General features: G+C 65.1%; 20 protein-coding genes and 2 pseudogenes. 13 read left to right on the top strand and 9 right to left on the bottom strand.

Going from position 1 to position 21,817, the window contains the following annotated elements; translation table 11 throughout:
- Positions 1-41: 41 nt before the first annotated feature.
- The 4 genes from OHB12_RS06475 (at position 42) to OHB12_RS06460 (ending at position 4,174) form a co-directional block, all read left to right on the top strand.
- Positions 42-620, top strand: coding sequence for a TetR/AcrR family transcriptional regulator (locus tag OHB12_RS06475; protein ID WP_327117078.1), 579 nt, complete (start codon positions 42-44; stop codon positions 618-620).
- Positions 617-1,837, top strand: coding sequence for an NADH:flavin oxidoreductase (locus OHB12_RS06470; protein ID WP_327117076.1), 1,221 nt, complete (start codon positions 617-619; stop codon positions 1,835-1,837). The genes OHB12_RS06475 and OHB12_RS06470 overlap by 4 nt, the downstream gene beginning before the upstream one ends.
- A gap of 247 nt (positions 1,838-2,084) precedes the next feature.
- Positions 2,085-3,353, top strand: a complete 1,269-nt coding sequence (locus tag OHB12_RS06465; RefSeq protein WP_327117074.1) for a glycosyltransferase family 2 protein — start codon at positions 2,085-2,087, stop codon at positions 3,351-3,353.
- 83 nt (positions 3,354-3,436) lie between these two features.
- Entirely contained in the window at positions 3,437-4,174 is a 738-nt protein-coding gene (locus tag OHB12_RS06460; protein WP_327117072.1) for a sulfotransferase family protein, read from the top strand.
- Positions 4,175-4,265: 91 nt separating this feature from the next.
- Here the strand turns inward: OHB12_RS06460 and OHB12_RS06455 are convergent, their stop codons facing one another.
- The 7 genes and pseudogenes from OHB12_RS06455 to OHB12_RS06425 form a co-directional block, all read right to left on the bottom strand.
- Positions 4,266-5,156 carry an alpha/beta fold hydrolase gene (locus OHB12_RS06455; protein WP_327117070.1) on the bottom strand — a complete coding sequence of 297 codons (891 nt, stop codon included), beginning with the start codon at positions 5,154-5,156 and terminating at the stop codon, positions 4,266-4,268.
- Between the two features lie 41 nt (positions 5,157-5,197).
- The gene (locus OHB12_RS06450; protein WP_327117068.1) at positions 5,198-5,857 is read right to left on the bottom strand and encodes a TetR/AcrR family transcriptional regulator; all 660 of its coding nucleotides are present in this window, start codon (positions 5,855-5,857) and stop codon (positions 5,198-5,200) included.
- Positions 5,858-5,890: 33 nt separating this feature from the next.
- Positions 5,891-6,211: a Tn3 family transposase gene (locus OHB12_RS06445; protein ID WP_327120934.1), complete on the bottom strand. Its 321-nt coding sequence runs from the start codon at positions 6,209-6,211 to the stop codon at positions 5,891-5,893.
- 339 nt (positions 6,212-6,550) lie between these two features.
- Positions 6,551-7,021 (bottom strand): annotated as a pseudogene (locus OHB12_RS06440) (DUF4158 domain-containing protein); the annotation flags it as partial.
- A 213-nt stretch (positions 7,022-7,234) separates the two neighbouring features.
- Positions 7,235-9,457, bottom strand: coding sequence for a catalase/peroxidase HPI (gene katG / locus OHB12_RS06435; RefSeq protein WP_327117066.1), 2,223 nt, complete (start codon positions 9,455-9,457; stop codon positions 7,235-7,237).
- A 37-nt stretch (positions 9,458-9,494) separates the two neighbouring features.
- On the bottom strand, positions 9,495-9,902 hold the full coding sequence (locus OHB12_RS06430) for a Fur family transcriptional regulator (RefSeq protein WP_442799979.1): 408 nt from the start codon (positions 9,900-9,902) through the stop codon (positions 9,495-9,497).
- 385 nt (positions 9,903-10,287) lie between these two features.
- Positions 10,288-10,440: a hypothetical protein gene (locus tag OHB12_RS06425; RefSeq protein ID WP_327117062.1), complete on the bottom strand. Its 153-nt coding sequence runs from the start codon at positions 10,438-10,440 to the stop codon at positions 10,288-10,290.
- A gap of 217 nt (positions 10,441-10,657) precedes the next feature.
- On the opposite strand from OHB12_RS06425, the gene OHB12_RS06420 reads away from it, so the two are divergent.
- The 3 genes from OHB12_RS06420 to OHB12_RS06410 all read left to right on the top strand — a co-directional run bounded on the left by OHB12_RS06420 (position 10,658) and on the right by OHB12_RS06410 (position 14,503).
- The gene (locus tag OHB12_RS06420) at positions 10,658-11,665 is read left to right on the top strand and encodes an Acg family FMN-binding oxidoreductase (protein WP_327117060.1); all 1,008 of its coding nucleotides are present in this window, start codon (positions 10,658-10,660) and stop codon (positions 11,663-11,665) included.
- Positions 11,666-12,041: 376 nt separating this feature from the next.
- Positions 12,042-12,689 (top strand): response regulator transcription factor, encoded by a 648-nt coding sequence (locus OHB12_RS06415; protein ID WP_327117058.1) that lies wholly within the window; start codon positions 12,042-12,044, stop codon positions 12,687-12,689.
- 68 nt (positions 12,690-12,757) lie between these two features.
- Positions 12,758-14,503, top strand: coding sequence for a sensor histidine kinase (locus OHB12_RS06410; RefSeq protein WP_327117056.1), 1,746 nt, complete (start codon positions 12,758-12,760; stop codon positions 14,501-14,503).
- A gap of 70 nt (positions 14,504-14,573) precedes the next feature.
- Here the strand turns inward: OHB12_RS06410 and OHB12_RS06405 are convergent, their stop codons facing one another.
- Positions 14,574-15,077 (bottom strand): universal stress protein, encoded by a 504-nt coding sequence (locus OHB12_RS06405; protein WP_327117054.1) that lies wholly within the window; start codon positions 15,075-15,077, stop codon positions 14,574-14,576.
- 159 nt (positions 15,078-15,236) lie between these two features.
- Complete coding sequence (locus OHB12_RS06400; RefSeq protein WP_327117052.1) at positions 15,237-16,232, bottom strand: Acg family FMN-binding oxidoreductase; 996 nt, start codon at positions 16,230-16,232, stop codon at positions 15,237-15,239.
- A gap of 170 nt (positions 16,233-16,402) precedes the next feature.
- Between OHB12_RS06400 and OHB12_RS06395 the strand changes: the two genes are divergently transcribed.
- The 6 genes and pseudogenes from OHB12_RS06395 to OHB12_RS06370 all read left to right on the top strand — a co-directional run bounded on the left by OHB12_RS06395 (position 16,403) and on the right by OHB12_RS06370 (position 21,611).
- Positions 16,403-18,151, top strand: coding sequence for a sensor histidine kinase (locus tag OHB12_RS06395; RefSeq protein WP_327117050.1), 1,749 nt, complete (start codon positions 16,403-16,405; stop codon positions 18,149-18,151).
- 132 nt (positions 18,152-18,283) lie between these two features.
- A complete protein-coding gene (gene yczE, locus OHB12_RS06390; RefSeq protein ID WP_442799978.1) occupies positions 18,284-18,928 on the top strand; it encodes a membrane protein YczE in 645 nt (214 codons plus the stop codon).
- Between the two features lie 221 nt (positions 18,929-19,149).
- Positions 19,150-20,034, top strand: coding sequence for an SGNH/GDSL hydrolase family protein (locus OHB12_RS06385; RefSeq protein ID WP_327117048.1), 885 nt, complete (start codon positions 19,150-19,152; stop codon positions 20,032-20,034).
- Positions 20,035-20,074: 40 nt separating this feature from the next.
- The gene (locus OHB12_RS06380; protein ID WP_327117046.1) at positions 20,075-20,644 is read left to right on the top strand and encodes a GNAT family N-acetyltransferase; all 570 of its coding nucleotides are present in this window, start codon (positions 20,075-20,077) and stop codon (positions 20,642-20,644) included.
- Between the two features lie 66 nt (positions 20,645-20,710).
- A pseudogene (locus OHB12_RS06375) lies at positions 20,711-21,225 on the top strand (molybdopterin-dependent oxidoreductase); the annotation flags it as partial.
- A gap of 8 nt (positions 21,226-21,233) precedes the next feature.
- On the top strand, positions 21,234-21,611 hold the full coding sequence (locus OHB12_RS06370) for a molybdopterin dinucleotide binding domain-containing protein (RefSeq protein ID WP_327120932.1): 378 nt from the start codon (positions 21,234-21,236) through the stop codon (positions 21,609-21,611).
- Positions 21,612-21,817: the final 206 nt, after the last annotated feature.

Below are 21,817 nucleotides of genomic sequence, written 5' to 3'. Positions count from 1 at the left end.
CAACGATTGAAACGTTGCTTTAGTCGTGCTTGACTATCGGTATGACTGAGAAGGTGTCCGCGGCTACACGCGAACGTCTGCTCGCCGCCGCCGAACGACTGTTGTCGACCGAACGCTATGACGATGTGTCGGTGCGCGGGATCTGCGCTGAGGCGGGAGCGAACCCCGCTGCGGTGCATTACCACTTCGGGTCGAAGGAGGCGCTGGTGACAGCGTTGCTGGAGGACCGGCTGGGTCCGTTGTGGGCAACCCGGCTGGCCGCTGTGACCGCCCGGCACGGCTCGGTGTCGGCGGTTGTCGATGCGGTGATCGAGCCGTTTGTCCAGCTGGCCGGCGATCCGATGGGCCGATTACATCTGCGCTTGCTGGCTCAGTACGTACTCGGGCGGCACGCCACGTCCTGGCACCAACCGTGGTTCCGGATGGACTCCTGGGTCGGTCTTCTGCCAGAACTGAGCGAACACGAGAGCCGTCGCCGCTGGATGCTCGCATTCGATCTGATCATCATGCGGTTCGGCGGGGCAGGAACAAATGAACGCGCCATGTCGCCGCAGGCGGTGAGCGCCCTCCGTGACTTTGTCGTGGCGGGACTGACTGTTCCGGCGGGAGGAAACAGATGAACGAGGTTTTCGCACCAGCCACACTCGGGCCGATCACGTTGCGCAACAGGGTGATCAAGGCAGCGACGTTCGAGGGTCGCACACCGGACGCGTTGGTCACCGATGAGCTGATCGAGTTTCATCGGGAGACGGCCGCAGGCGGCGTGGGCATGACGACGGTCGCGTACTGCGCCGTCTCCCCGGGCGGTCGTACCGACCGCCACCAGATCTGGATGCGACCGGAAGCAGTACCCGGACTTCGGCGATTGACCGACGCCGTGCACGCCGAGGGCGCGGCGGCGAGTGCGCAGATAGGGCATGCCGGCCCGGTGGCCAACGCGGCATCCAACCGCGCTCCCGCCGTGGCGCCGAGCCGGATGTTCAGCCCGCTCGGCATGCGCCTGACGACGGTTCCCGATGTGACCGAGATCCGCGAAATCATTACAGTTCATGCCAACGCCGCACGGTTGGCGATCGAGGCCGGCTTCGACGCAGTGGAAATCCACTTCGGGCACAACTACCTGGTGAGCTCGTTCCTGAGTCCACGGTTGAACCGGCGTAAGGACCAGTACGGTGGCTCGATAGCCAATCGGGCCAGGCTCGCGCGCGAGATCGCGTGCGCTGTACGAGAAGCCGTCGGGGATCGGCTCGCGGTCACGGCGAAGCTGAACATGGAGGACGGTGTTCCGGGTGGCCTGACCGTGCCTGAGTCGCTGCAGGTCGCCGCATCCCTGGAGGCCGACGGCGCGCTCGACGCGCTCGAGTTGACCGCCGGCAGTTCACTGCTCAACCCGATGCTGTTATTCCACGGGGACGCCCCCCGGCGTGAGTTCGCGAAAGTCCTTCCGGTTCCGGCGCGTTGGGGCTTCCGGCTCGTCGGCAGAGCCTTTTTGAAGGAGTATCCATATCGAGAGGCGTACTTGCTCGAGCGGGCGCGCCATTTTCGTCGCGAACTGTCGATGCCGCTGGTCCTCTTGGGCGGCATCACCGAACTCGACACGATGCGTCTGGCCATGGCGGAGGGATTCGACTTCGTAGCCATGGGCCGGGCGTTGCTACGAGAACCGAACCTGTTGCGCCGCATCCAATCCGATGCGGCGACACGGTCGGCTTGCGTTCATTGCAACGAGTGCATGCCAACGATCTACACCCGCACCCGCTGTGTGTTCCGGCTCGATCAGCGACCCGATCCAGTCGGGGTCGGCTCCGCGGACGATGGAAACCAAGTGCGGGCATGAGTTTCCTGAGTCAACCTCCATGCCGCGATCGGCTGCGCGGGCGTGTGCTGCCGGTCGGGGTTGTAGGCGGCTTTTTGTGCGCCAGCAGGCCCAGATGATGCGCGGCCGAGGGCTGCGGAGGGCGTGCGGGGTCGTCGGCCGCGAGCGGCTGCGTAGCGCTGCTGAGCCCAGGGGACCGGAGTCCCGACTGTTGGTGAACCAGGTGACGAGCGTTTTACCGGCGCGGTAGTTGGTGGCGTGCCGGAACATGACGGTCGGTGCGGAACTGAAGACGCGAGGCTCATGCGGCAGCCCTGACGAGCAGCGAAGTCCTTCGAACTCGCGTTCTGTCGCAGTCAGTCCGTGTCACCATTGCGGTGTGCTTGAACGAACAACCGTCGGTGTGATCATTCCGGCATACAACATGGCTGACTGTCTCGACCGCGCACTGTGTTCGCTCGCGATGCAAACGCAGCCCGCTGAAGAGGTGGTCGTCGTCGACGATGGTTCGCAGGATACGACCTGTGCGGTTGCTCACCGCTGGCGGGGTGTGCTCCCGATCAAAGTCATCCGTCACGAACACAGGTGTGGGATCGGAGCCGCTCGCGCGACGGGGATCGCCGTGCTGAACACCGAGCTGGTGGCTCAGTTGGATGCGGATGATTTCGTGACACCTGATCACTTGGCCACGCTGCGGCGGACATACCTGGAACGACCGGGATTGATCAGTCCGCGGCCGCTGCATTGGTATGGCGGCCTGGAGGTGTGTGTCGATCGGACTCACGACGCGCGCCCACTGCCGGGAGCCGGCCACCTCGATCAGCTCCTGATGCGCAACTACGTCCTGGTCGGTGCACTCTACAGTCGTCGGCTGTACGAAGACGTCGGCGGATATCGCGATCGAAACATCACCTATGCGGAGGACTGGGATCTGTGGCTGCGGATGGTGAACGCGGGCGCACAGGTGGTTAAACCCGCGGAGCACACCTACATATACCGGACCGGATTCCCCAGCTACAGCAGTGGTCTGGACTGGGATATCGCCGATGTCGAGGTCCTCGACCGGTTCCTGGCTGAGATCGAGTCCCTCGGCGGCACTGCGCAAAACAACACGGCGCGGTATCGGAGAGTCGCCAAGTTTGCCTTGCTGGGTCGGATGGGAAGACGATATCTGGCGCGCGCCGCGCCGGTGACGCTCGACTTTGCCGCCGCCACAATGGCAAAGGCGTGCCTCGGCAACGCTGGATCGTTGACCGCCGCAGCTCACGATCCCGATCTTGGATTGCTCATTCTGACGCGGAATCCGGATAACACCGACAATCTCCTGCTGCTGTCTTCCGACCAGTCCCGAGTACTGATTCGGGCCGGATTGCAGGAACATCGAATGAAATTCATCGAAGTATCGGACGAATCTATCCAGGTTTCGTACCCGGCGTTGCAGCCCGTGGCAGCCGACGAGAAGTTCGATGTTGTCTCGCGAAGTATCGCCACCAGCCGACCGTGGGAAAACCTGCTCGACGACCGGGCCCTCTCGTGAACGTCCCCATCCGAGGCGCTGCGGTCGATCCCGTCCGGCCTCGGCGGCATGCTGACGGCGCCGCCACTCCGGGAGGCCGATTCGTGCAAAGTCCGACGTTCGTCCTATCTCTGATGAGGTCCGGGTCGACCCTGCTGAGGTGCATCCTCGATTCGCATTCGAAAATATATTCTCCGCATGAGTTGCACCTCGGCTCGATCGAAGTAGAAGCCGTCGGTGGCGCACGGCTGTCGATCGGCCGGCTCGACATGACGCAACATGACCTGAAATTCATGCTCTGGGACCAACTCGTGTATCGACAACTGGTGACGAGCGGGAAGAGATTCATAGTCGAAAAAACTCCGGCAAATACATTGATACACGAACAGATACTTGCATGCTGGCCCGATGCTCGATTCATCATTCTCTACAGGAACCCCATAGATATCTGTCTCTCGTTTGTAAATTCTGGAATAGTCACTGAAGTCGAAGAAGCATGCGAATCAATATTGCAATGGTCGAAAAGGCTGGAATCGGCAGCGGCGCATCCCGATTCGATCGAAGTCCGATACGAGAAGCTACTCGAAGCTCCTGACATCATATGCAGTCACTTGTGCGGCTTCATCGGCGTCGATTATGAGCCGACGATGCTGGACTACGGAAATTACGATCATGGGACCTATGAGCCCGGCCTAGGGGACTGGCGAGACAAGATTCGAAGCGGGCGCATCCAAGTGCTGAGCACTGACCCCGAGGCCTGCGACTTGCCGGATTCGATAGTCGAACTCGGCAAACGCTGGGGATATGGGGTCGAGGAACATGACCGCCGAATCCAGCGCTAACGGCTGCTGCACTTCCAGGCCGACACCGATCCCGCCGCGCGCCGGCACGGCGGGCGATGAGCCGAAGAGTCCGTGGGCGGAGAGGAACGACTCACGAAGGTGCGCGTTGCACCAATTCCTGGATGAAGGCGGCGACTTCGTCCGGCTTCTCCTCAGCCATGAAGTGTCCGGCATCGATCGGCTGGTAGGTGGCGGAGGGGGCCCACTGCCGCCACAGGGCCTGCGCGTCGAACCCAAGCTGTGAGCCCCAGTCCTGGGATATCACCCCCACAGGCATGCCCAACTGGGCGCCTGCCTTTCTGTCGGCCCGGTCCATCTCGAGGTCGATACCAGCCGTGGCCCGGTAGTCGGCGACGATGGACGGAACAGCGCGCGAGCAACTGTCGATGTAGTGCTGCCGCACTCGCGGTGGGAATGTGGTTCCGGCGGGATCCCATGCGTCGAGGAACGAGCTGAAGAAGTCCTCGGCGACTGCTTCGATCATCCGCTCGGGCAAGCCCTTTGGTTGCGCCATCAGGTACAGGTGCCACGCGACCGCCGCGTCGACGCCATGCAACACGTCCCAGGTATCCATGGTCGGCAAGACATCCAGGATCCCCAGGTGGGTGATCTTCTCCGGGTGGTCGAGCGCGGCCCGGACTCCCACGAGAGCTCCCCTGTCATGACCGACCAAGCTGAACTGTTCGGCTCCTATATCGCGCACGATGTTGACGATGTCGCGCGCCATGGTCCGCTTCGAGTAGGTGTCAGCGCTCGTATCGTCGGGTTTATCGCTGGCACCGTAGCCACGCAGGTCGGGCACGATAACCAAATGCCGCTGCGCGAGTTTGCGGGCGACGTGGCGCCACATGAGGTGAGTTTGCGGGAAGCCGTGCAACAGGACGATGGGATGACCATCACCACCGACGGCGACATTCAGATGGGCGCGGCCTTCCCCGGGGATCCGTCGGTAGTCGAAGCCGTCGATCGTCGTGCTCGTCATGGGCGCACCTTTCATGGGTTGGGTTGGTTGACGCGCTGCGGTCAGGAGAAGATGGCCCGCAGCGGCGGCACCGGGGTCGTGACGCTGGCCCGCAGCGCGGGAATGAGGATGGTGTCGACCAGGTGAGTCAGGTACTCGGGTCCGGTCGGAAGCCCGTTGAGCCTGCGCAGGAGCAGTACCGATCCGGTGATTTCCTCGTAGGGGAACGGCTGCGCGCCCGCAGGAAGCTCGCCCCTGCCAATGGCGGCCGATAACACCGACGCGGGCAGCTTCGCCCCGGTCGGCCCGGTCGACTCCTCGATGTGGCGGCACAAATCGGGGTCCTCCAGGCCCGCTTGCAGCAGCATCAAGCTCATCGCCGGGTCAGCCGAGCGCATCGTGGTATCGAGCCGTTCGCATAGGGCGATCAAGTCTCCTCGCAGGGAGCCCGTGTCGACGGCGACAGCTGAGTTGCCCGACGCCGGGCCGGCCTTCACCGCAGCGACAACCATGTCGCGTTTTGTCTCCCAGCGCCGGTACAACGTCGCCTTCGATGCTCGGGCACGGCGCGCGACCGCCTCGAATGTCAACCCGTCATGACCCACCTCGCCCAGCAGCTCCAACACGCACGCGAGGATCTCGGCCTCGCGTGCGCGGTCACGAGGCCGTCCGGTACGCGCCTCGGCGACCTGATCTCCGGAACCGGTATTACGAAACGACACGTTCCGTACCGTAACATGTCAGGAATTCTTCTCCTATGGGTCTGCCCACTCAGGCGTGGGCTGCGATGAGCACATTCCGTGAGATCGTGAGCGCAAGCCACATCGACACAGACAGGTTCGCCGCCCACTGGGGGGATATGTGCCGGGATCACGGGTCAGGCCCGGCACGCCGGGGCTGGTCACCGGTTTGAAGCCGACATTCATCGCGTTCGCGCACAGGACCCCGGCGACCGACAGCCGGAGATCGGCCACCCTGGCGTGGTTTCCAGAGGCGTGGGTGAACGCCTCGGTGAAACCGGGAACCCAGGACATGACCTCCAACACCAGCTCGCACAGGTCGATCTCCGGCAGCATCGCCTCGACTCGTCGCCGCAGATCGACCAGCGACGCCGGGTCGGGCACCGCCTTGAGCGCGGCCAGATGCAGCTTGCCGTCCTCGTCGACCGATGCGGGACCGTCCCCGCCCAACCGCGCCGCGACCTCCCGGTAGGCGGTGTCCAGGGCGCTCGCGTGGTCGGCGAGCAGCGTCGTCGGCTCGGTCGGCAGGCTCAGCGCGGCGCAGCAGCGGTGCCTTGCTCGACAACCCATAGGCGGCCAAGCCGACAACGCCGAGGCTGCGTCGACGGACACCGGGCCGGCCAACTGACTCCACAGCTTCTGGTCTCCGGCCTGGCGACCGTCGGAGACCAAGCGCTCCAGCGTCCGGTAGCCGGGCAGCAGGGCTTGGTGGGTTCGCAGCCATTCAACCGCCCCGGCGAACATCGCCTTCGGGCCGCCGCCGGTCATCCACGCCTGGTCGGCGACCCAGGCGGCGAGTTCCGACTCTACGTCTGGGAAAGGGGACAGCCCGTACTCGCGCTGGATCTCTCAGGCGTGCTCCAGCTTGGTCTTCTCCCGCTCGGTGTACTGCTTCACGCACGAGGAGTCCTCGATGCCCAACTGCTCGGCGAGGTAGTCGATCACCTCTGGCGGCACGTCCAACGGGTCGGCCAGGAACATACCCAACTGACGGACAGTCACGACCTGGAGCGCGAAGCCGAGTCGGTTGTAGTCCCGAAGTCGCGCCGCGATCAGACGAGGGTCTTCGTCATCGAGATAGAAGAGCCGCCCCAACTCAATACGGGACAACGCCCCGAACCGGCCGTAGCCGCCCTCATGGGTCACCACGACATGAGATCACCTACAGCACACCGGCGCTCGACGTACAGTCCTTAGCACCGGATTGGGCGGATCTGTTCCTCAACCCCCGATATGGCGAGAATGGTGACCGGTGAATCCCGGTAAACGACCCAAATGCGCGGCACCCCGTGAGCCGTTTCGGCTCGCGGGGTGCCGCATGATCGATCGGCCTCCGGGGGGCCTATCATCGCGCTGTGATCAGGCGAGATCGAACCGGTCGAGGTTCATCACCTTGTCCCACGCAGAGATGAAGTCCTGCACGAACTTCTGCCGCGCGTCGTCGCCGGCATAGACTTCGGCGAGAGCGCGCAGCTGCGAATTCGAACCGAAGACCAGGTCGACGCGGCTTCCGGTCCACTTCACCGCACCAGTGGCGAGGTCCCGGCCCTGGTAGGTCTCCGAGTCCTCGGACGTCGGCGCCCACTCCGTGCCCAAGTCGAGCAGATTCACGAAGAAGTCGTTGGTCAACGACCCGGGAGTCGAGGTGAGGACACCGAGCGACGACTGCTTGTGGTTCGTACCCAGGACGCGCAGACCACCGACGAGGACCGTCATCTCCGGAGCGCTCAGGGTCAACAGGTTCGCCTTGTCGATCAGGAGGTACTCGGCAGGCAGCTGGTTGCCCTTCCCGAGGTAGTTGCGGAAGCCGTCCGCATTCGGCTCGAGTGCGGCGAAGGACTCCACATCGGTCTGCTCCTGCGTGGCATCCGAACGTCCCGGCGTGAAGGGGACCTCGACATCGTGGCCGGCGTTCTTGGCGGCCTGCTCGACGGCCGCAGCGCCACCCAATACGACCAGATCGGCGAACGACACCCTCGTGTTCCCGGTCTGGGCGGAGTTGAAGGACTCCTGGATGCCCTCGAGGGTGCGCACCACCTGCGCGAGTTCGTCAGGGTTGTTGACCTCCCACCCGCTCTGCGGCTGGAGGCGGATACGCCCGCCGTTGGCACCGCCGCGCTTGTCGCTGCCGCGGAACGACGACGCAGCCGCCCACGCGGTCGAGACCAGCTGCGAGACGGTCAGACCCGACGACAGGATCCGGCTCTTCAAAGTGGCGATGTCTTCGGACCCGACGAGGTCGTGCGTCACGGCGGGAACGGGGTCCTGCCACAGCAGGGTCTCGGCCGGAACCTCCGATCCGAGATAGCGCACGATGGGTCCCATATCACGGTGGGTGAGCTTGAACCATGCCCGGGCGAAGGCGTCCGCGAACTCGTCCGCGTTCTCGAGGAAGCGCCGCGAAATCTGCTCGTAGACCGGGTCGAACCGGAGCGAGAGGTCGGTCGTCAACATCGTCGGGGCGTGGCTCTTCGACGGATCGTGGGCGTCCGGCACGGTGCCGGCACCGGCACCGTCCTTCGGCTTCCACTGCCAGGCACCAGCGGGACTCTTGAACTGTTCCCACTCGTATCCGAAGAGGATCTCGAAGAAGCTGTTGTCCCAGCTCACCGGGGTATTCGTCCACGTACCCTCGAGGCCGCTGGTGATCGTGTCCCCGCCCTTACCGGTGCCGAAGGCGTTCTTCCAGCCGAGGCCTTGCGCCTCGAGCGGGGCAGCCTCGGGCTCCGGGCCGACGTTGCTCGCGTCTCCCGCACCGTGGGTCTTGCCGAACGTGTGCCCGCCCGCGATCAGGGCGACCGTCTCCTCGTCGTTCATCGCCATGCGTCGGAAGGTCTCACGGATATCCCTGGCCGCGGCGATCGGGTCCGGGTTGCCGTTCGGGCCCTCAGGATTCACGTAGATGAGGCCCATCTGGACCGCGGCAAGGGGGTTCTCCAGCTCCCGGTCACCGGAGTAGCGCTCGTCACCGAGCCAGGTGGCCTCGGGGCCCCAGTACACGTCCTCGTCGGGCTCCCACACGTCCGCCCGGCCACCGCCGAAGCCGAAGGTCTCGAAGCCCATCGACTCGAGGGCGACGTTGCCGGCAAGGATCATCAGGTCGGCCCACGAGAGCTTCCTGCCGTACTTCTTCTTGACCGGCCACAGCAGCCGACGGGCCTTGTCGAGATTCCCGTTGTCGGGCCAGCTATTCAGCGGCGCGAAGCGCTGCTGGCCGGCCCCGGCACCCCCGCGACCGTCGTGGATGCGGTACGTGCCCGCGCTGTGCCACGCCATCCGGATCATGAACGGGCCGTAGTGGCCGAAGTCAGCCGGCCACCAGTTCTGCGAGGTCGTCAGCACCTCCGCGATGTCCTGCTTGACGACGGCGAGGTCGAGGGTCTTGAACTCCCGGGCGTAATTGAATTCCTGGCCCATGGGGTCGGCCACGGCGGGGTTCTTCTGGAGAATCTTCAGGTTGAGCTGGTTCGGCCACCACTCACGGTTTGCCGCACCCTCGGTGGGGTGGGGGCGGCGACCCGACGCAACGGGGCAACCGGGCTCCGTGTTGGCCTCTGCGATCGGCGGGTGTTCCTCAGGCACAGTATTTCCTTTCAAGAGTGAGTGAATCGGGCTGTGATCATGTGTGTGATCGCGACGTGTGCGATGTCGAGCAGTCGGGGCACAGACCCCAGTAGATGACTTCGGCCTCATCGACGAGGAAGCCGTTGTGGTCGGACGCGGTCAGGCAGGGCGCCTCGCCGACAGCACAGTCGACATCTGCGATGACCCCGCAAGAGCGGCAGATGACGTGGTGGTGGTTGTCGCCGACCCGTGACTCGTAGCGAGCGACAGAGCCGGACGGTTGGATCCGCCGCACCAGACCCACAGCGGTCAGGGCATGCAGTACGTCGTATACAGCCTGCCGGGACACCTCCGGCAGAACGGTACGCACGGCTCCGAGAATCGTGTCCGTGTCGGCATGTGGATGCGCGTGCACCGCCTCGAGTACCGCGACCCGGGGGCGGGTCACGCGTAGATCAGCCATACGCAGCTGCTCTGCGTGATCAGAGGTCGGTGACACCCAGACAATATGACGCACTTTTCTGGATTCAGTCAAGACTCTGGGCGACAATGGCTGGTTTGTGTCCGGAGTTCTGCGGCTACTGACACCTGGCCGGCTGGGTTACTTGACATAATGTTGATTATCGGCGAACGAACCGACGGGGTTCATCAGATACATCAACTGGTGACTCTGCGCGTCGCGTCCCGATCCTGGAGGTGATGGCCAGCAGTTCCGGGGGTTTGGCGATGTCCTGTTGACTCCTTCATGTACTGCCGCTCGTAATGTCTGTAAATTCCCCTGCATAATTATGCGTCACTGTGACGGAATGAGACTAAAGTGTCTGATGTGACGATTGATGTGCGGCAGGTCAAACCGCCGTCCTGGCGGCCGCTTCGACAACGTTGGAAATCGACAGGTAGCGCTCGCCAGTGTGCGCTCCGTCGCCGTTGATCGGCCGCTGTGCGAGTCCGATTTCGGCGACGTGGACTGGGGTGGGTGATGATGGGTTGATCGAGGTCATAGCTCCCCTCCCCTCTGCCCGCTCCCTTTAATGCGTCACAGTGACGAATTATCGGACCGGGCGGTTGCGCCTGCTGACGGAATTGGAGATGCTGCTGGCCATCGAAGTCGCGCGAAGCGGGCCGCGCCGAAGCGCCGGGCGACCGGGTGACCAAGGGCCCCGCCCTGCGGGCGGAAGGCCCGTATCCGCTGGCTTGCTCGCCGAGAAGGCTGAAAGCATGACCGTCGACGACGATGAACCCGCCGTATCGGTACCCGATCGCCTGACGATACAGGCGGTGATTCGGCTGGCCGCCCGCGCACCGTCGGTGCACAACACCCAGCCGTGGCGCTGGGTGCTGGACGGCACCCGCCTGCACCTGTACACCGATGCCGACCGGCTGCTGCCCTCGACCGACCCCTTCGGCCGCCAGCTGGTGATCAGCTGCGGCACGATGCTGCACCACGTGCGTACCACCTTCGCCGACCGGGGCTGGCACACCGACACGGTGCGTCGGCCCGACCCGCAGCGCCCCGATCATCTGGCGACGATCGAATTCCGGCAGTGGCCGGATCCGCCCGCCGGTGTCCACATCCGCGCGCTCGCCATCGACCAGCGGCGTACCGATCGGTTGCCTCTGGCCGAACCTGAGGGCTTCGCTGACATCCTGCCCAGAATGCGGATGCTCACCTCACCGCATAAGGTGGAACTCAGCGTCCTCGACGAGAGTGCCCGGCCACGGCTTGCCGCCGCATCGCAGCAGGCCGGTGCCCTGCGCCGCGAAGACATGCTTTATCAGACCGAGTTGCATTGGTGGGCTGGACATTCTGAGACCCCCGAGGGGGTGCCGCCGTCCGCGCTGGTGTCGGATGCGGAGTTCGCGCGAGTCGGTGTCGGACGCCCCTTCCCCTCCGCCCCGCATTCGATGCGCCGCGCGCAGCTCGACGACCACGCGCGACTGGTGGTACTCAGCACCGATGCCGATTCGGTGACGCATTGGCTGCATACCGGCGAGGCATTGTCGGCGGTGCTGCTGGAATGCGCCGCAGCCGGCCTGGCAACCTGCGCGCTGACCCATATCACCGAACTATCGGCAGGCCGGAAACTGCTCGCGAACCTGATCCCCCGCCCGGGCACGCCGCAGGTGCTGATTCGCGTCGGGACAGCGCCCGATGACAGCGGCTTGGTCCCGCCCACACCCCGCCGCCCGATCACGGACATCTTCAGCGTCCTCGAGCCACACTGACGCGATCGTGTCGATTGGAGTCGCCGTGAGCGGCGGCTGGCTGTCGACAGTAAAAAGGATCGGGGAGTCGAGTTTTGAGCGTCTCCCCTGGGCCCTGTTCGGGCAGAGCAGAAGGTCATCGGCTGATGGGGCCGAGCGGGCGCCGGTCGCGTAATGGCCCCGGCTCGGTTGTGCCGGACACCGACCGCTCGCGGGATCAGACGGTGGTTGAGGGGGCGCGCGCCCGGCTATCGGCGCAGAATGGTCATGACAGCGGTCGGCGGGTAGCTACCGGCCCGGTCAAGCGGCTTCGGTCACTGGTCCACGGTCGAAGTCCGGCGTGCGCCACCATGACGCTCCATAGTCCGGGGATGTCGACTGAGGGAGAGGTGTACCCATGGTCACGGTGTTCTTGGTCGACGACCATGAGATCGTCCGGCGGGGGGTCGGTGATCTCATCGGTGTGGAGCCGGACCTCGAGGTGATAGGCGAGGCGAGCAGTTACTCGCAGGCACTCGCGAGGATTCCCGCGTTGCAACCCGACGTCGTCGTCCTCGACGTGCGGCTACCCGACGGCAACGGCATCGAACTGTGCCGCGAACTGCTCTCGGCGAACTCCGATCTGCGCTGTCTCATCCTGACCTCGTTCACCGACGAGCAGGCGATGCTCAACGCTATCCTGGCCGGAGCCAGCGGATATGTCGTCAAAGACATCAAAAGCCTGGAACTGATCGACGCGATCCGTGAGGTAGGGGCAGGCAAATCGCTGCTCGACAATCGTGCCGCCGCCGCGCTCATGGTCAAGCTCCGCTCCGCGGCCGAGGAAAAGACCGGCCCGCTGGCCGGCCTCACCGACCAGGAGCGAACGCTGCTCGCCTTGCTCGGCGAAGGGCTGACCAACCGGCAAATTGCCGGCCGGATGTACCTGGCCGAGAAGACGGTCAAGAACTACGTGTCGCGATTGCTGACCAAGCTCGGGGTCGAACGACGTACTCAGGCGGCGGTGCTGGCCTCGAAGCTCAACCAACCAGGCAGATCGGACTAGCTGCCTCCGGCCAGGTTTCCAGTGCCCAGCAGTCGGATCCAGGCATTGATCGTGGAAGAAGGCCGGATATGGAACGACAGCCGTCCGGGACACACCCGAATGGCCGGACGTCGGTAACCGAAACGCTGTCCCCGCTGCGGCTGCGCGAGCTGCTGATCGAAGTTCAGGAGCGGATCGCGCTGATCGTCGATGCGCGCGATCGGATGGACCGGCTTGTCGAGGCCATGCTGGTGATCACCGCGGGGCTGGACCTCGACAACACGCTGCGCACGATCGTGCACGCCGCCATCGAGCTCGTCGACGCCGGGTACGGCGCGCTCGGGGTCCGGGAGACCGACAAAACGAGCAATCAACTCGCCGAGTTCGTCTACGAGGGCATCGATGACCGGACTCGCGTTTTGATCGGTGACCTGCCGCGGGGCCACGGAGTGCTCGGCCTGCTCATCCAGCAGCCGAAGCCCATTCGGCTGGTGAATCTTTCGGACCATCCGTCCTCGGTCGGCTTCCCGGAGCATCATCCACCGATGCAGACGTTCCTCGGTGTGCCGGTGCAGGTGCGGGGCGAGGTCTTCGGCAATCTCTATCTCACTGAGAAGGCGGGAGGTCAGGAGTTCACCGACGACGACGAGGTCGTGGTGCAGGCACTCGCCGCGGCCGCGGGCATTGCCATCGAGAATGCCCGTCTCTATGAGGAGTCCCGCTCGCGGCAGCAGTGGCTGGAGGCGACCTGGGATGTGGCGACCGAGCTCTTGGCGGGCGGCGAGCCGGGCGAGGTCCTTGATCTTGTCGCCGAGCGAGCACTGACGCTCACCGAGTCCGCATACACGTTCCTCGCTTTGCCCGAGGACACGGACATCCCCCACGATGAGGTGACCGAGCTGGTCGTGGTCGCCGCCGCGGGAGGAAGCTGCGAGGAACTCATTGGGCGGCGGATACCTCTCGAACAATCCTGTGCGGGCGAAGCCTTCCGGGACGGGTGCATGATCGCGGTCGACAAGCGGTCGTACTTCCAGCTCTTCGGCTCGGCTACGCAGGTGGGTCCAGCGCTGATCCTTCCGCTGCGGGCCGGACGCTCCGTCCTCGGTGTGCTCACCACGGTTCGGCCCGCCGACGCGACGCTCCTCGACTCCCCCGCCGAGTCGATGATGGCCGCGATGGCCGACCAGGCAGCACTGGCGCTGCGACTGGTCGACACTCAGCGACGGATGCGGGAACTCGACGTGCTGTCCGACCGCGACCGCATTGCCCGAGGCCTGCACGACCACGTCATCCAGCGACTGTTCGCGATCGGGATGTCTCTCCAGGGAACGGTGCAGCGGGCGCGGGCGCCGGAAATCAAGTCCCGGCTGATGGAAACCGTCGACGACGTCCAAGCGATCGTGCAGGACATCCGCCATTCGATCTTCGACCTGCACAGCAACACGGCAGCGGATTCCTCGAAGTACCGCAGACATGTGCACGGCATCATCGTCGACATGACCGCCGAGAGCGGACTTCGCACCACCGTGCGATTGGCTGGACCCGTCACCGTCCTGGAGCCCCCGCTGTCCGACGATGTGGAGGCCGTTCTGCGGGAAGCGGTCAGCAATGTGGTGCGGCACGCTTCGGCAACCACCGTGTCGGTCGAATTGCAGGTACGCGATGACGTCAGCATCGAAGTGACCGACAACGGGATCGGTTTATGCGACGACATCACCCGCCGTAGCGGATTGGCGAATCTGGCGACGCGAGCCGAGCGGGCAGGCGGCCGTTTCAGCATCGAGAGCCGTCCGTCCGGCGGCACCGTTCTGCGCTGGTCGGCGCCGCTACGCTAGCCGACCGAGCTGGTGCCGACCGTGTGGTTCGTGACCAAGGACCGGTGCTATGTCACGGTGAATCCATGACCTACAGGCGGGCACCCGTTGACGATGCCGGCGATGTCGTGGATGACCGCGAGTGGATGACGACGACCGGGCAGTGCGCGTGCCGGGTCACGGCGGTGCTGACCGAGCTGAGCGGCCCGCGGTGGACGGCGCTGAGGCCCCGGCTGCTGCCGATCACCAGCATCTTCACTTGTTCCGACCGGGCGATCAGGGTGGGAACGGGGAGGTCGAACGACACCTCGGTGGTGAGGACGAGTTCTGCACCCAGCACGGCGGCTCGCGCGATCCTGCTGGCTTCGGTGACGATCCGCTCGCCGTCGCGCCGCTTGCACTCCATGTCCGACTCGCTCAGTGCCGTGCCGGGACCGAAACCGCCGGGCAGCGCCATCGAGGTGAGAATGTGTAGTTCTCGGCGGTGCAAGGCAGCCTCGACCGCTGCCCAGGCCACCGCTTGATATGAGCTGGCGGAGCCGTCCACAGCTGCGATCATTTGCGGGGCGGACTGCGAGGCAGCGGAGTCGGCCATCGGCTTACCTATCGTCGTCATCAGGTTCAGTATCGAGAGGTTCGGTATCGAGCATTCCTGCCGGGCCTCGTGCGCGACAGGGGCGAAAGTCCCTCGCTGGGCGGCCACCGGTCCTCGGTTGCCCAGTGCACGCATCGCGACGACGACGGAAGACGCTGCTCAGTGGGCGGTGGTTTCCCCGGCGTCGAACGGGTCCAGCACTTCGTCGACCGTCCGTCGTGGCGCTACCGGCAGTGGCGGGGTGTCGTCGGGCAGCCAGCCGATTCTGATGACAGCTTGTGGGGAGGTGGCGTCGTCGAGCACGCCGAGGCTGATCTTCTTGCGCAGTTCGGGGATCTCCAGCGGCTCGGTCAGCAGGCAGGTGGCCAATCCGACATTCGTGGCGGTCAAGAGGACCGCGCTTGTCGCTTCGCCCGCGCGCAGTCGCGACAGCCGGTCGTCGGCTGCGGTGCCGAGCACCAGCAGTTCGGCGTAGTCGGGTTCGCGGGTGCGATCGATCAGCCGTGGCGCGGTGAAGACCCGGCTCGAAATCTCCTGGCCGGTGCGGGGTGGCGTGGTGTCGCGTGCCGGTACACCGTTGGCGGTGTCGTGCCTGCCGCTCCATGCCGCCAGCTCGAGTTGATAGTCCGGGTCTTCGGGGTGTTGTCGTGCCGCCGCGTTCATCGCCTCGACGAGCCGGTCGCGCGATTTGTATGCGGCCTGGCGGATGACGCCGCCGAACTCCGCGGCGCGTTCGGTGACCAGCCCGAGATAGCCCGGCGGTAGGGGTCGGGAGCTGTAGTTCCTGCGGTCGGTTCGTCTGTCGGTTATCGCGGCGCCCAGCGCGACATCGGTCATGGTCGGCCGATTCCGGAGGAGTTCTATCGAAGCCAGGTGATTCTGATCGGCGGGATTGGGAAGTCTGTGCACCACGGCCGACCATCCCATGGCCGCGAGCGCGATCCGTAAGTGGTGCAGTGCCGCGCCGCAGCTGAGTACGAGATCACGCTGGTCGGGATCGGTCGAGGGGTGTGCTCGCGTCGGGTCGAGGTAGATGCGCACTCCGCGCTCACCGATGCGGAACCGCCATGGCTGTGTGTTGTGTACCGACGGTGCTCGCACCGCGAGCGCGAGCGCGGCCTTCATGGTGTGATCATCGGGCAGTCGGTTATCCATGTCTGTCGTCCATCCCTCCTTCGTCGCATCCGATCCCCACGCTGCCATCGCGACGCGCTGTCGGTTAGAGCAGGACGTCCCCTACTGATGGGACGGACTTCCACTGGTCCAGCGAATCACCAGCACAGACGGGGCTGACGTGTCTCCGGGGGCATGGGAGAATTCCGAACATGGAACGCCAGCGGTCCGAGGCCGGTTCCAGTGACTGGACGCCGGTCACCGAGACACTGTCTCAGCTGCGGCTACGTGAGTTGCTCCTCGAGGTCCAGGACCGGATCGCGCAGATTGTCCGCGCCCGCGACCAGATGGACCGGCTCATCGAGGCCATGCTCGTCATCACCGCTGGACTGGATCTCGGCAACACGCTGCGTTCCATCGTGCACGCCGCCATCGAGTTGGTTGACGCACGGTATGGCGCCCTCGGCGTCCGCGCGATTGACACGTCCAGCAGTCAGCTCGCCGATCTCGTCTACGAGGGCATCGATGACCGTACCCGGATGCTGATCGGTGACCTGCCTCGTGGCCTCGGAGTCCTCGGCCTGCTGTTCGATCAACCGAAACCCATTCGGCTGACCGATCTTTCGGCTCATCCCGCCTCGGTCGGCTTCCCTGAGCACCATCCGCGGATGGGCAGCTTTCTCGGCGTGCCGGTCAAGGTCCGCGATGAGGTGTTCGGCAACCTCTACCTCACTGAGAAGGCGGGGGGTCAGGGGTTCACCGAAGACGACGAGGTCGTCGTCCAGGCCCTCGCCGGGGCCGCGGGCATCGCCATCGAAAACGCCCGGTTCTACGAACGGTCCCGGATCCGCCAGAAGTGGTTGGAAGCGATCCGCGACGTGTCTACCGAGTTGCTCGCCGGCGGCGAACCCGGCGAAGTGCTCGACCTGATCGCCCAGCGTGCGTTGACGCTCACCGACTCTGCGTGCACGTTCCTCGCCTTGCCCGACGACCCCGATATCCCTCATGAAGACGTGACCGAGTTGGCGGTGGTCGCGGCTGCGGGCGTTGAAGCCGACGCACTGATCGGACGGCGGATCCCGATCAGCGAATCTCATTCCGGCATGGTGTTCCGGGAAGGGCATGCCATGGCCGTCGACCGGCTGCTGCATAATGTGCTGTTCGACTCTGTGGCGGCACTCGGCCCGGTGCTGGTCCTGCCGTTACGAGCCGCGAACACCACTATCGGTGTACTCACCACCCTGCGGCCCGCCGGTGCACCGCGCTTGGACACCGCGGCGCAGTCGATGATGGTGGCCTTCTCCCACCAAGCCGCGCTCGCACTGCACCTGGCGGACACGCAACGGCGGATGCGGGAGCTGGATGTGCTGTCCGATCGCGACCGGATCGCCCGTGATCTGCACGATCACGTCATGCAGCGACTTTTCGCGGTCGGCTTGTCGCTGCAAGGCACTTTGCAACGGGCCCGTGCGCCCGAAGTCAAGAGCCGGCTCACCGAAACCATCGACGAGCTGCAGGCCATTCTGCAACATATCCGCCACTCGATTTTCGATCTGCAGAGCAGCACCAGTGCTACCGAGACCCCTGTGTTCCGTACAAGATTGCATGACATTGTCGCCGAAACGACCGCCGACAGCGGCTTGCGCACGACGGTGCACCTAGTCGGTCCCGTTTCCGTACTGGTGCCGTTGTTGTCCGAGGATGTCGCAGCGGTGGTGCGCGAAGGGACGAGCAACGTGGTCCGGCATGCCGCCGCGACCTCGGTATCGGTCAGCCTCACCGTGGGTGACGACATCGCCATCGAGGTGGTCGACGACGGAACCGGCGTTCCCGATGACCTCGCGTGGCGCAGCGGGCTGGCCGACTTGGCCGCCCGCGCCGAGCGCGCGGGTGGCAGCTCGAGCATCGAGAGCGGCCCCGCCGGGGGAACCGTGCTGCGCTGGTCTGCACCGTTGCCGTAGCCGGTAGCGCACTTGGCTGATCATGAACCGCATATGCGGTTCTGGGGCAGGGTGGGTGGAGATTGAGTTTTACAGTCCAGTAGTTGGTAGGTGGCTCTGTTTTGGCAGTCCAGTTATCGGCATGCTCGGTCGGTGCTGGTTCGTCGATTGGTCGCGTTGTATGTCGGGTTGTGGTTGTACGGGTTCTCGATGGCCGTCATGGTTCAGGCGGGGCTTGGGCTGGATCCGTGGGATGTGTTTCATCAAGGGGTGGGGCGGCATGTACCGATCAGTTTCGGGGCGGTGACGGCGGTGACCGGTGTTGCGGTGCTGTTGGCGTGGATTCCGTTGCGGCAGTTGCCCGGATTGGGAACGGTGAGCAATGTCGTGGTGATCGCGCTGTCGGTCGACGCCGGCCTGGGGTGGCTGCCGTCGTGGGACGCGCTGCCGGCGCGGGTGGGCGCGATGGGCGCAGCGGTGATGCTGAACGCGGTGGCCAGTGTGTTGTACATCGGCGCGGGAATGGGGCCGGGGCCGCGGGATGGATTGATGACTGGACTGGTTCGCCGGACCGGAAAACCGGTGTGGATGGTGCGCACGGTGATCGAGGTGATGGTGTTGTCGACCGGGTGGATTCTCGGCGGCGGTGTTGGTATCGGAACGCTCGTGTACGCGTTCGGGATCGGTCCGCTGATTCACCTGCTGATTCCTGCGGCGAATCGGTATCTGCCGGGATTCCGTGTTCCGCCGAAGGAGGAATCCGTCACCGTGGTGTCCGTCCGCGAGCCGACCGTGTAGCTGAGAGGTCACCCCCTGCTTCTTCTCCGGGGACGGGCTGCGATCGAACGTCACAATATGGTCGGTCGAGTAGGCGATCCAGTCGATGCTTTGGCGCTGAAATATGCTGAGGCTGGCGGGATTTGGACGCCGCGTGCGCGTGCTGGACAAGGAGATGCTAAGTTCACCGATATTGGACGAACGTCCAAATTTGCTGGTAGTCGGCTAGGTGTGGAGGCGATATGGGCAGGAGGGTGCGCGCGGTGGTGGCGTGCGCGGCGATCGGCGCTGCTGTCTCGGGTGTGCAGGTGTCGGCGTCCTCGGCGGCTCCCCCGTTCGGTGAGTACGTCGCTTTGGGCGACTCGTGGGCGGCTGATGCCTCGTTGAGTCAGCCGACCGACGAGTTCGTGCCGATCGGGTGCGCACAGAGCCGGGCCGACTACGCCAAGCAGGTGGCCGCGGCACTGGCGATGCCGGTGTTCCGGGACGCGACCTGTGGTGGGGCGACGACCGCGCATATGACCGCTGCGCAGAGCACTGCGCGCGGAGTGAACGCGCCGCAGTTCGATCGCCTCACCTCATCAACGGATCTGGTGACCCTTGAAATCGGTGGTAACGACGCGGGATTGGCCGCAACGGTCCAGCGCTGCCTGACCGCCGACCCTGTGGTGTCGCCTTGCCTGAATACGCTGGTGGTCGACGGCGTGGATCGGATGTCGGCGAATATCGCCGCGGTCGCGCCGAAGGTTACGGCGGTGATCGAGGGCATCCGTGCGCGGTCGCCGCGTGCGCGGATTCTGCTGCTGGACTACTTCGCGGGCGTCAGCACCGGACCCGGTTGCTTTCCCTCCGTCCCGATCTCGGATGCGGACGCGAACTGGCTGGGCCACAAGCTGATCGAGCTGGACGCGATGCTGGCGCGGGTGGCGCGGGCGACCGGTGCGGAGTTCGTCGACTCATACACCACGAGCGCCGGGCACGACGCATGTCAGGCGCCGGGAACGCGGTGGGTGGAGGGGCTGGTCCCGTTCTCCGGTGATCCGGTGGGCCCGGCGGTGCCGTTCCATCCGAATCAGCTCGGCGCCGATCACCAGGCCAGGAGCGTGCTTGCGGCCTTGGCCGGTTGATTCCTGGACGAAAAACGAAGCGTCCGAGGATAATTCGGATGTGCCTGCGCTGATGCCCGATGTTGTTGCCGCCGCTGTGTTCGCTGCCGGGACGCAGCCCACCCTGCGGGGCGAGGTGGTGACGTTGCGGCCTTGGTCCACCGCCGACGCGCCCGCGGTGCATGCCGCCTACCGTGATCCGGACATTCAGCGCTGGCATGTCCGCAGTGCGGTGTCCGAGGACGAGGCGGCGGGGCTGATCGAGCGCTGGTGTGCGGGGTGGTCGAGTGGTCGCGATCCGCAGTGGGCGGTCACCGTGGGCGATGTGGTAGCGGGCCGGATCGGGTTGCGGCACATGTCGCCGCCCGCCGGGCTGTCGGAGGTCGCGTATTGGACGGTTCCGCGATGGCGGGGTCGCGGTGTGACGCCCGGCGCGCTGGCCGTCCTGACGCGCTGGGCGTTCGGGGCCGGTTTTCACCGGCTGGAGGTGTCGCATTCGGTGCGGAATCTGCCCTCGTGCCGGGCGGCGACGAAGGCGGGATTCGCGCCGGAGTCCGTCAAGCGCAGCGCCGGGCTGCATTCCGATGGGTGGCACGACGTGCATGTCCATGTGCGGATTCGCGGATCATAGCGCCCTGTACGGGACGCTGCGCCGCGATTAGCCTGTGGGAAGCGAACCGGCAGAAGGTGAAAATCCATGCGTGCTACCACCATTGCCCGGCAGTGCACATTGTGTGAGGCCCACTGCGGAATCCTGGTCACGGTCGAGGACGACCAGGTGAGGCGGATCGAGGGGAATCCGCAAGACGTGTTGTCGAACGGGTACATCTGCCCGAAGGCGACGGCGATGGGTGGGCTGCATCATGACCCTGACCGGTTACGCACCCCGGTGCGGCGAGTGGGTGAGTCGTTCGAGCCGGTCGGGTGGGAGGAGGCGTTCCGGGAGATCGGGCAGCGGCTGCGGAAGGTGCAGCGCGAGCACGGGCCCAGCGCTATCGGCATGTACCTGGGCAATCCGGCCGCGCACAGTTCGTCGGTGCTGTACGCGGTGATGCTGCGTGCGGTGTTACGGACGAGGAACTTCTATTCAGCGTCATCGATCGATCAGTTCCCGTCGACCCGCGTCGGACGGAGACGGCGCGGTTGGCCGATCAGCATGTCGCGGTGAGCCCGGGTGGTGACGTATACCTGTTGCTGGCGATGCTGCATGTGTGCCCGCGATGGTGAAGGGCCGTGATCGGTGCACGGCGCTGATGCATCCGGCGGATGCGGCTGAAGGTGGATTGCGCGACGGTGAGCCGGTGATGGTGCGGTCGCGCACCGGATCGATCGTGGTGCCGTTGGAAATCAGCGACGACATCCGGGCCGGTACAGTGGCGATTCCGCACGGATGGGGTCACGGTGAGCCGGGTGTCGGCTGGAAGGTGGCGGCGTCGGTGCCGGGGGCGAATGTGAATCTGCTGCACGATCCGGCGTTGACAGACACGTTTTCCGGCGCTGCGGCGGTGAACAACACATGGGTGACGGTGACACGGGCGCCTGTGGAGCGGTTTGCCCGTGATGCGGCAAGCGAGCCGGAGCCCGCCACGACGGCCTGAGGGCATACTGTGCCGCTGTGTGCGGTGTTGTACGCGTTGGCGCTGTCGATGCGTCCGCAGGGTGACGCGGTGGCTGATGCGGAGTTCTCTGCCGATGTGTGCGGTTCCGCCGACGGGTAGCCGGCGCTGTGCGTCACCGCGCGCCCGGACACGGTGCTGATCGTGTAGTCGTCGAAGCCTTCTGGGACCAGGGCCTTGGCCAGCGT

It is taken from the genome of Nocardia sp. NBC_01730 (assembly GCF_035920445.1).
Taxonomy (GTDB): Bacteria; Actinomycetota; Actinomycetes; order Mycobacteriales; family Mycobacteriaceae; genus Nocardia.
The sequence above is the reverse complement of the archived record's forward strand: the minus strand, read 5'-3'. Positions and strand labels throughout refer to the sequence as shown.

What these genes read in the sequence shown, in the direction of transcription:
- OHB12_RS06475 (WP_327117078.1), top strand. Translation starts at nt 42, where the DNA reads ATGACTGAGAAGGTGTCCGCGGCTACACGCGAACGTCTGCTCGCCGCC.
- OHB12_RS06445 (WP_327120934.1), bottom strand. Translation starts at nt 6,211, where the DNA reads ATGCTGCCGGAGATCGACCTGTGCGAGCTGGTGTTGGAGGTCATGTCC.
- OHB12_RS06410 (WP_327117056.1), top strand. Translation starts at nt 12,758, where the DNA reads ATGGAACGACAGCCGTCCGGGACACACCCGAATGGCCGGACGTCGGTA.
- OHB12_RS06470 (WP_327117076.1), top strand. Translation starts at nt 617, where the DNA reads ATGAACGAGGTTTTCGCACCAGCCACACTCGGGCCGATCACGTTGCGC.
- OHB12_RS06395 (WP_327117050.1), top strand. Translation starts at nt 16,403, where the DNA reads ATGGAACGCCAGCGGTCCGAGGCCGGTTCCAGTGACTGGACGCCGGTC.
- OHB12_RS06370 (WP_327120932.1), top strand. Translation starts at nt 21,234, where the DNA reads ATGGTGAAGGGCCGTGATCGGTGCACGGCGCTGATGCATCCGGCGGAT.
- OHB12_RS06385 (WP_327117048.1), top strand. Translation starts at nt 19,150, where the DNA reads ATGGGCAGGAGGGTGCGCGCGGTGGTGGCGTGCGCGGCGATCGGCGCT.
- OHB12_RS06420 (WP_327117060.1), top strand. Translation starts at nt 10,658, where the DNA reads ATGACCGTCGACGACGATGAACCCGCCGTATCGGTACCCGATCGCCTG.
- OHB12_RS06400 (WP_327117052.1), bottom strand. Translation starts at nt 16,232, where the DNA reads ATGGATAACCGACTGCCCGATGATCACACCATGAAGGCCGCGCTCGCG.
- OHB12_RS06405 (WP_327117054.1), bottom strand. Translation starts at nt 15,077, where the DNA reads ATGGCCGACTCCGCTGCCTCGCAGTCCGCCCCGCAAATGATCGCAGCT.
- OHB12_RS06465 (WP_327117074.1), top strand. Translation starts at nt 2,085, where the DNA reads ATGACGGTCGGTGCGGAACTGAAGACGCGAGGCTCATGCGGCAGCCCT.
- OHB12_RS06415 (WP_327117058.1), top strand. Translation starts at nt 12,042, where the DNA reads ATGGTCACGGTGTTCTTGGTCGACGACCATGAGATCGTCCGGCGGGGG.
- OHB12_RS06425 (WP_327117062.1), bottom strand. Translation starts at nt 10,440, where the DNA reads ATGACCTCGATCAACCCATCATCACCCACCCCAGTCCACGTCGCCGAA.
- OHB12_RS06455 (WP_327117070.1), bottom strand. Translation starts at nt 5,156, where the DNA reads ATGACGAGCACGACGATCGACGGCTTCGACTACCGACGGATCCCCGGG.
- OHB12_RS06430 (WP_442799979.1), bottom strand. Translation starts at nt 9,902, where the DNA reads ATGGCTGATCTACGCGTGACCCGCCCCCGGGTCGCGGTACTCGAGGCG.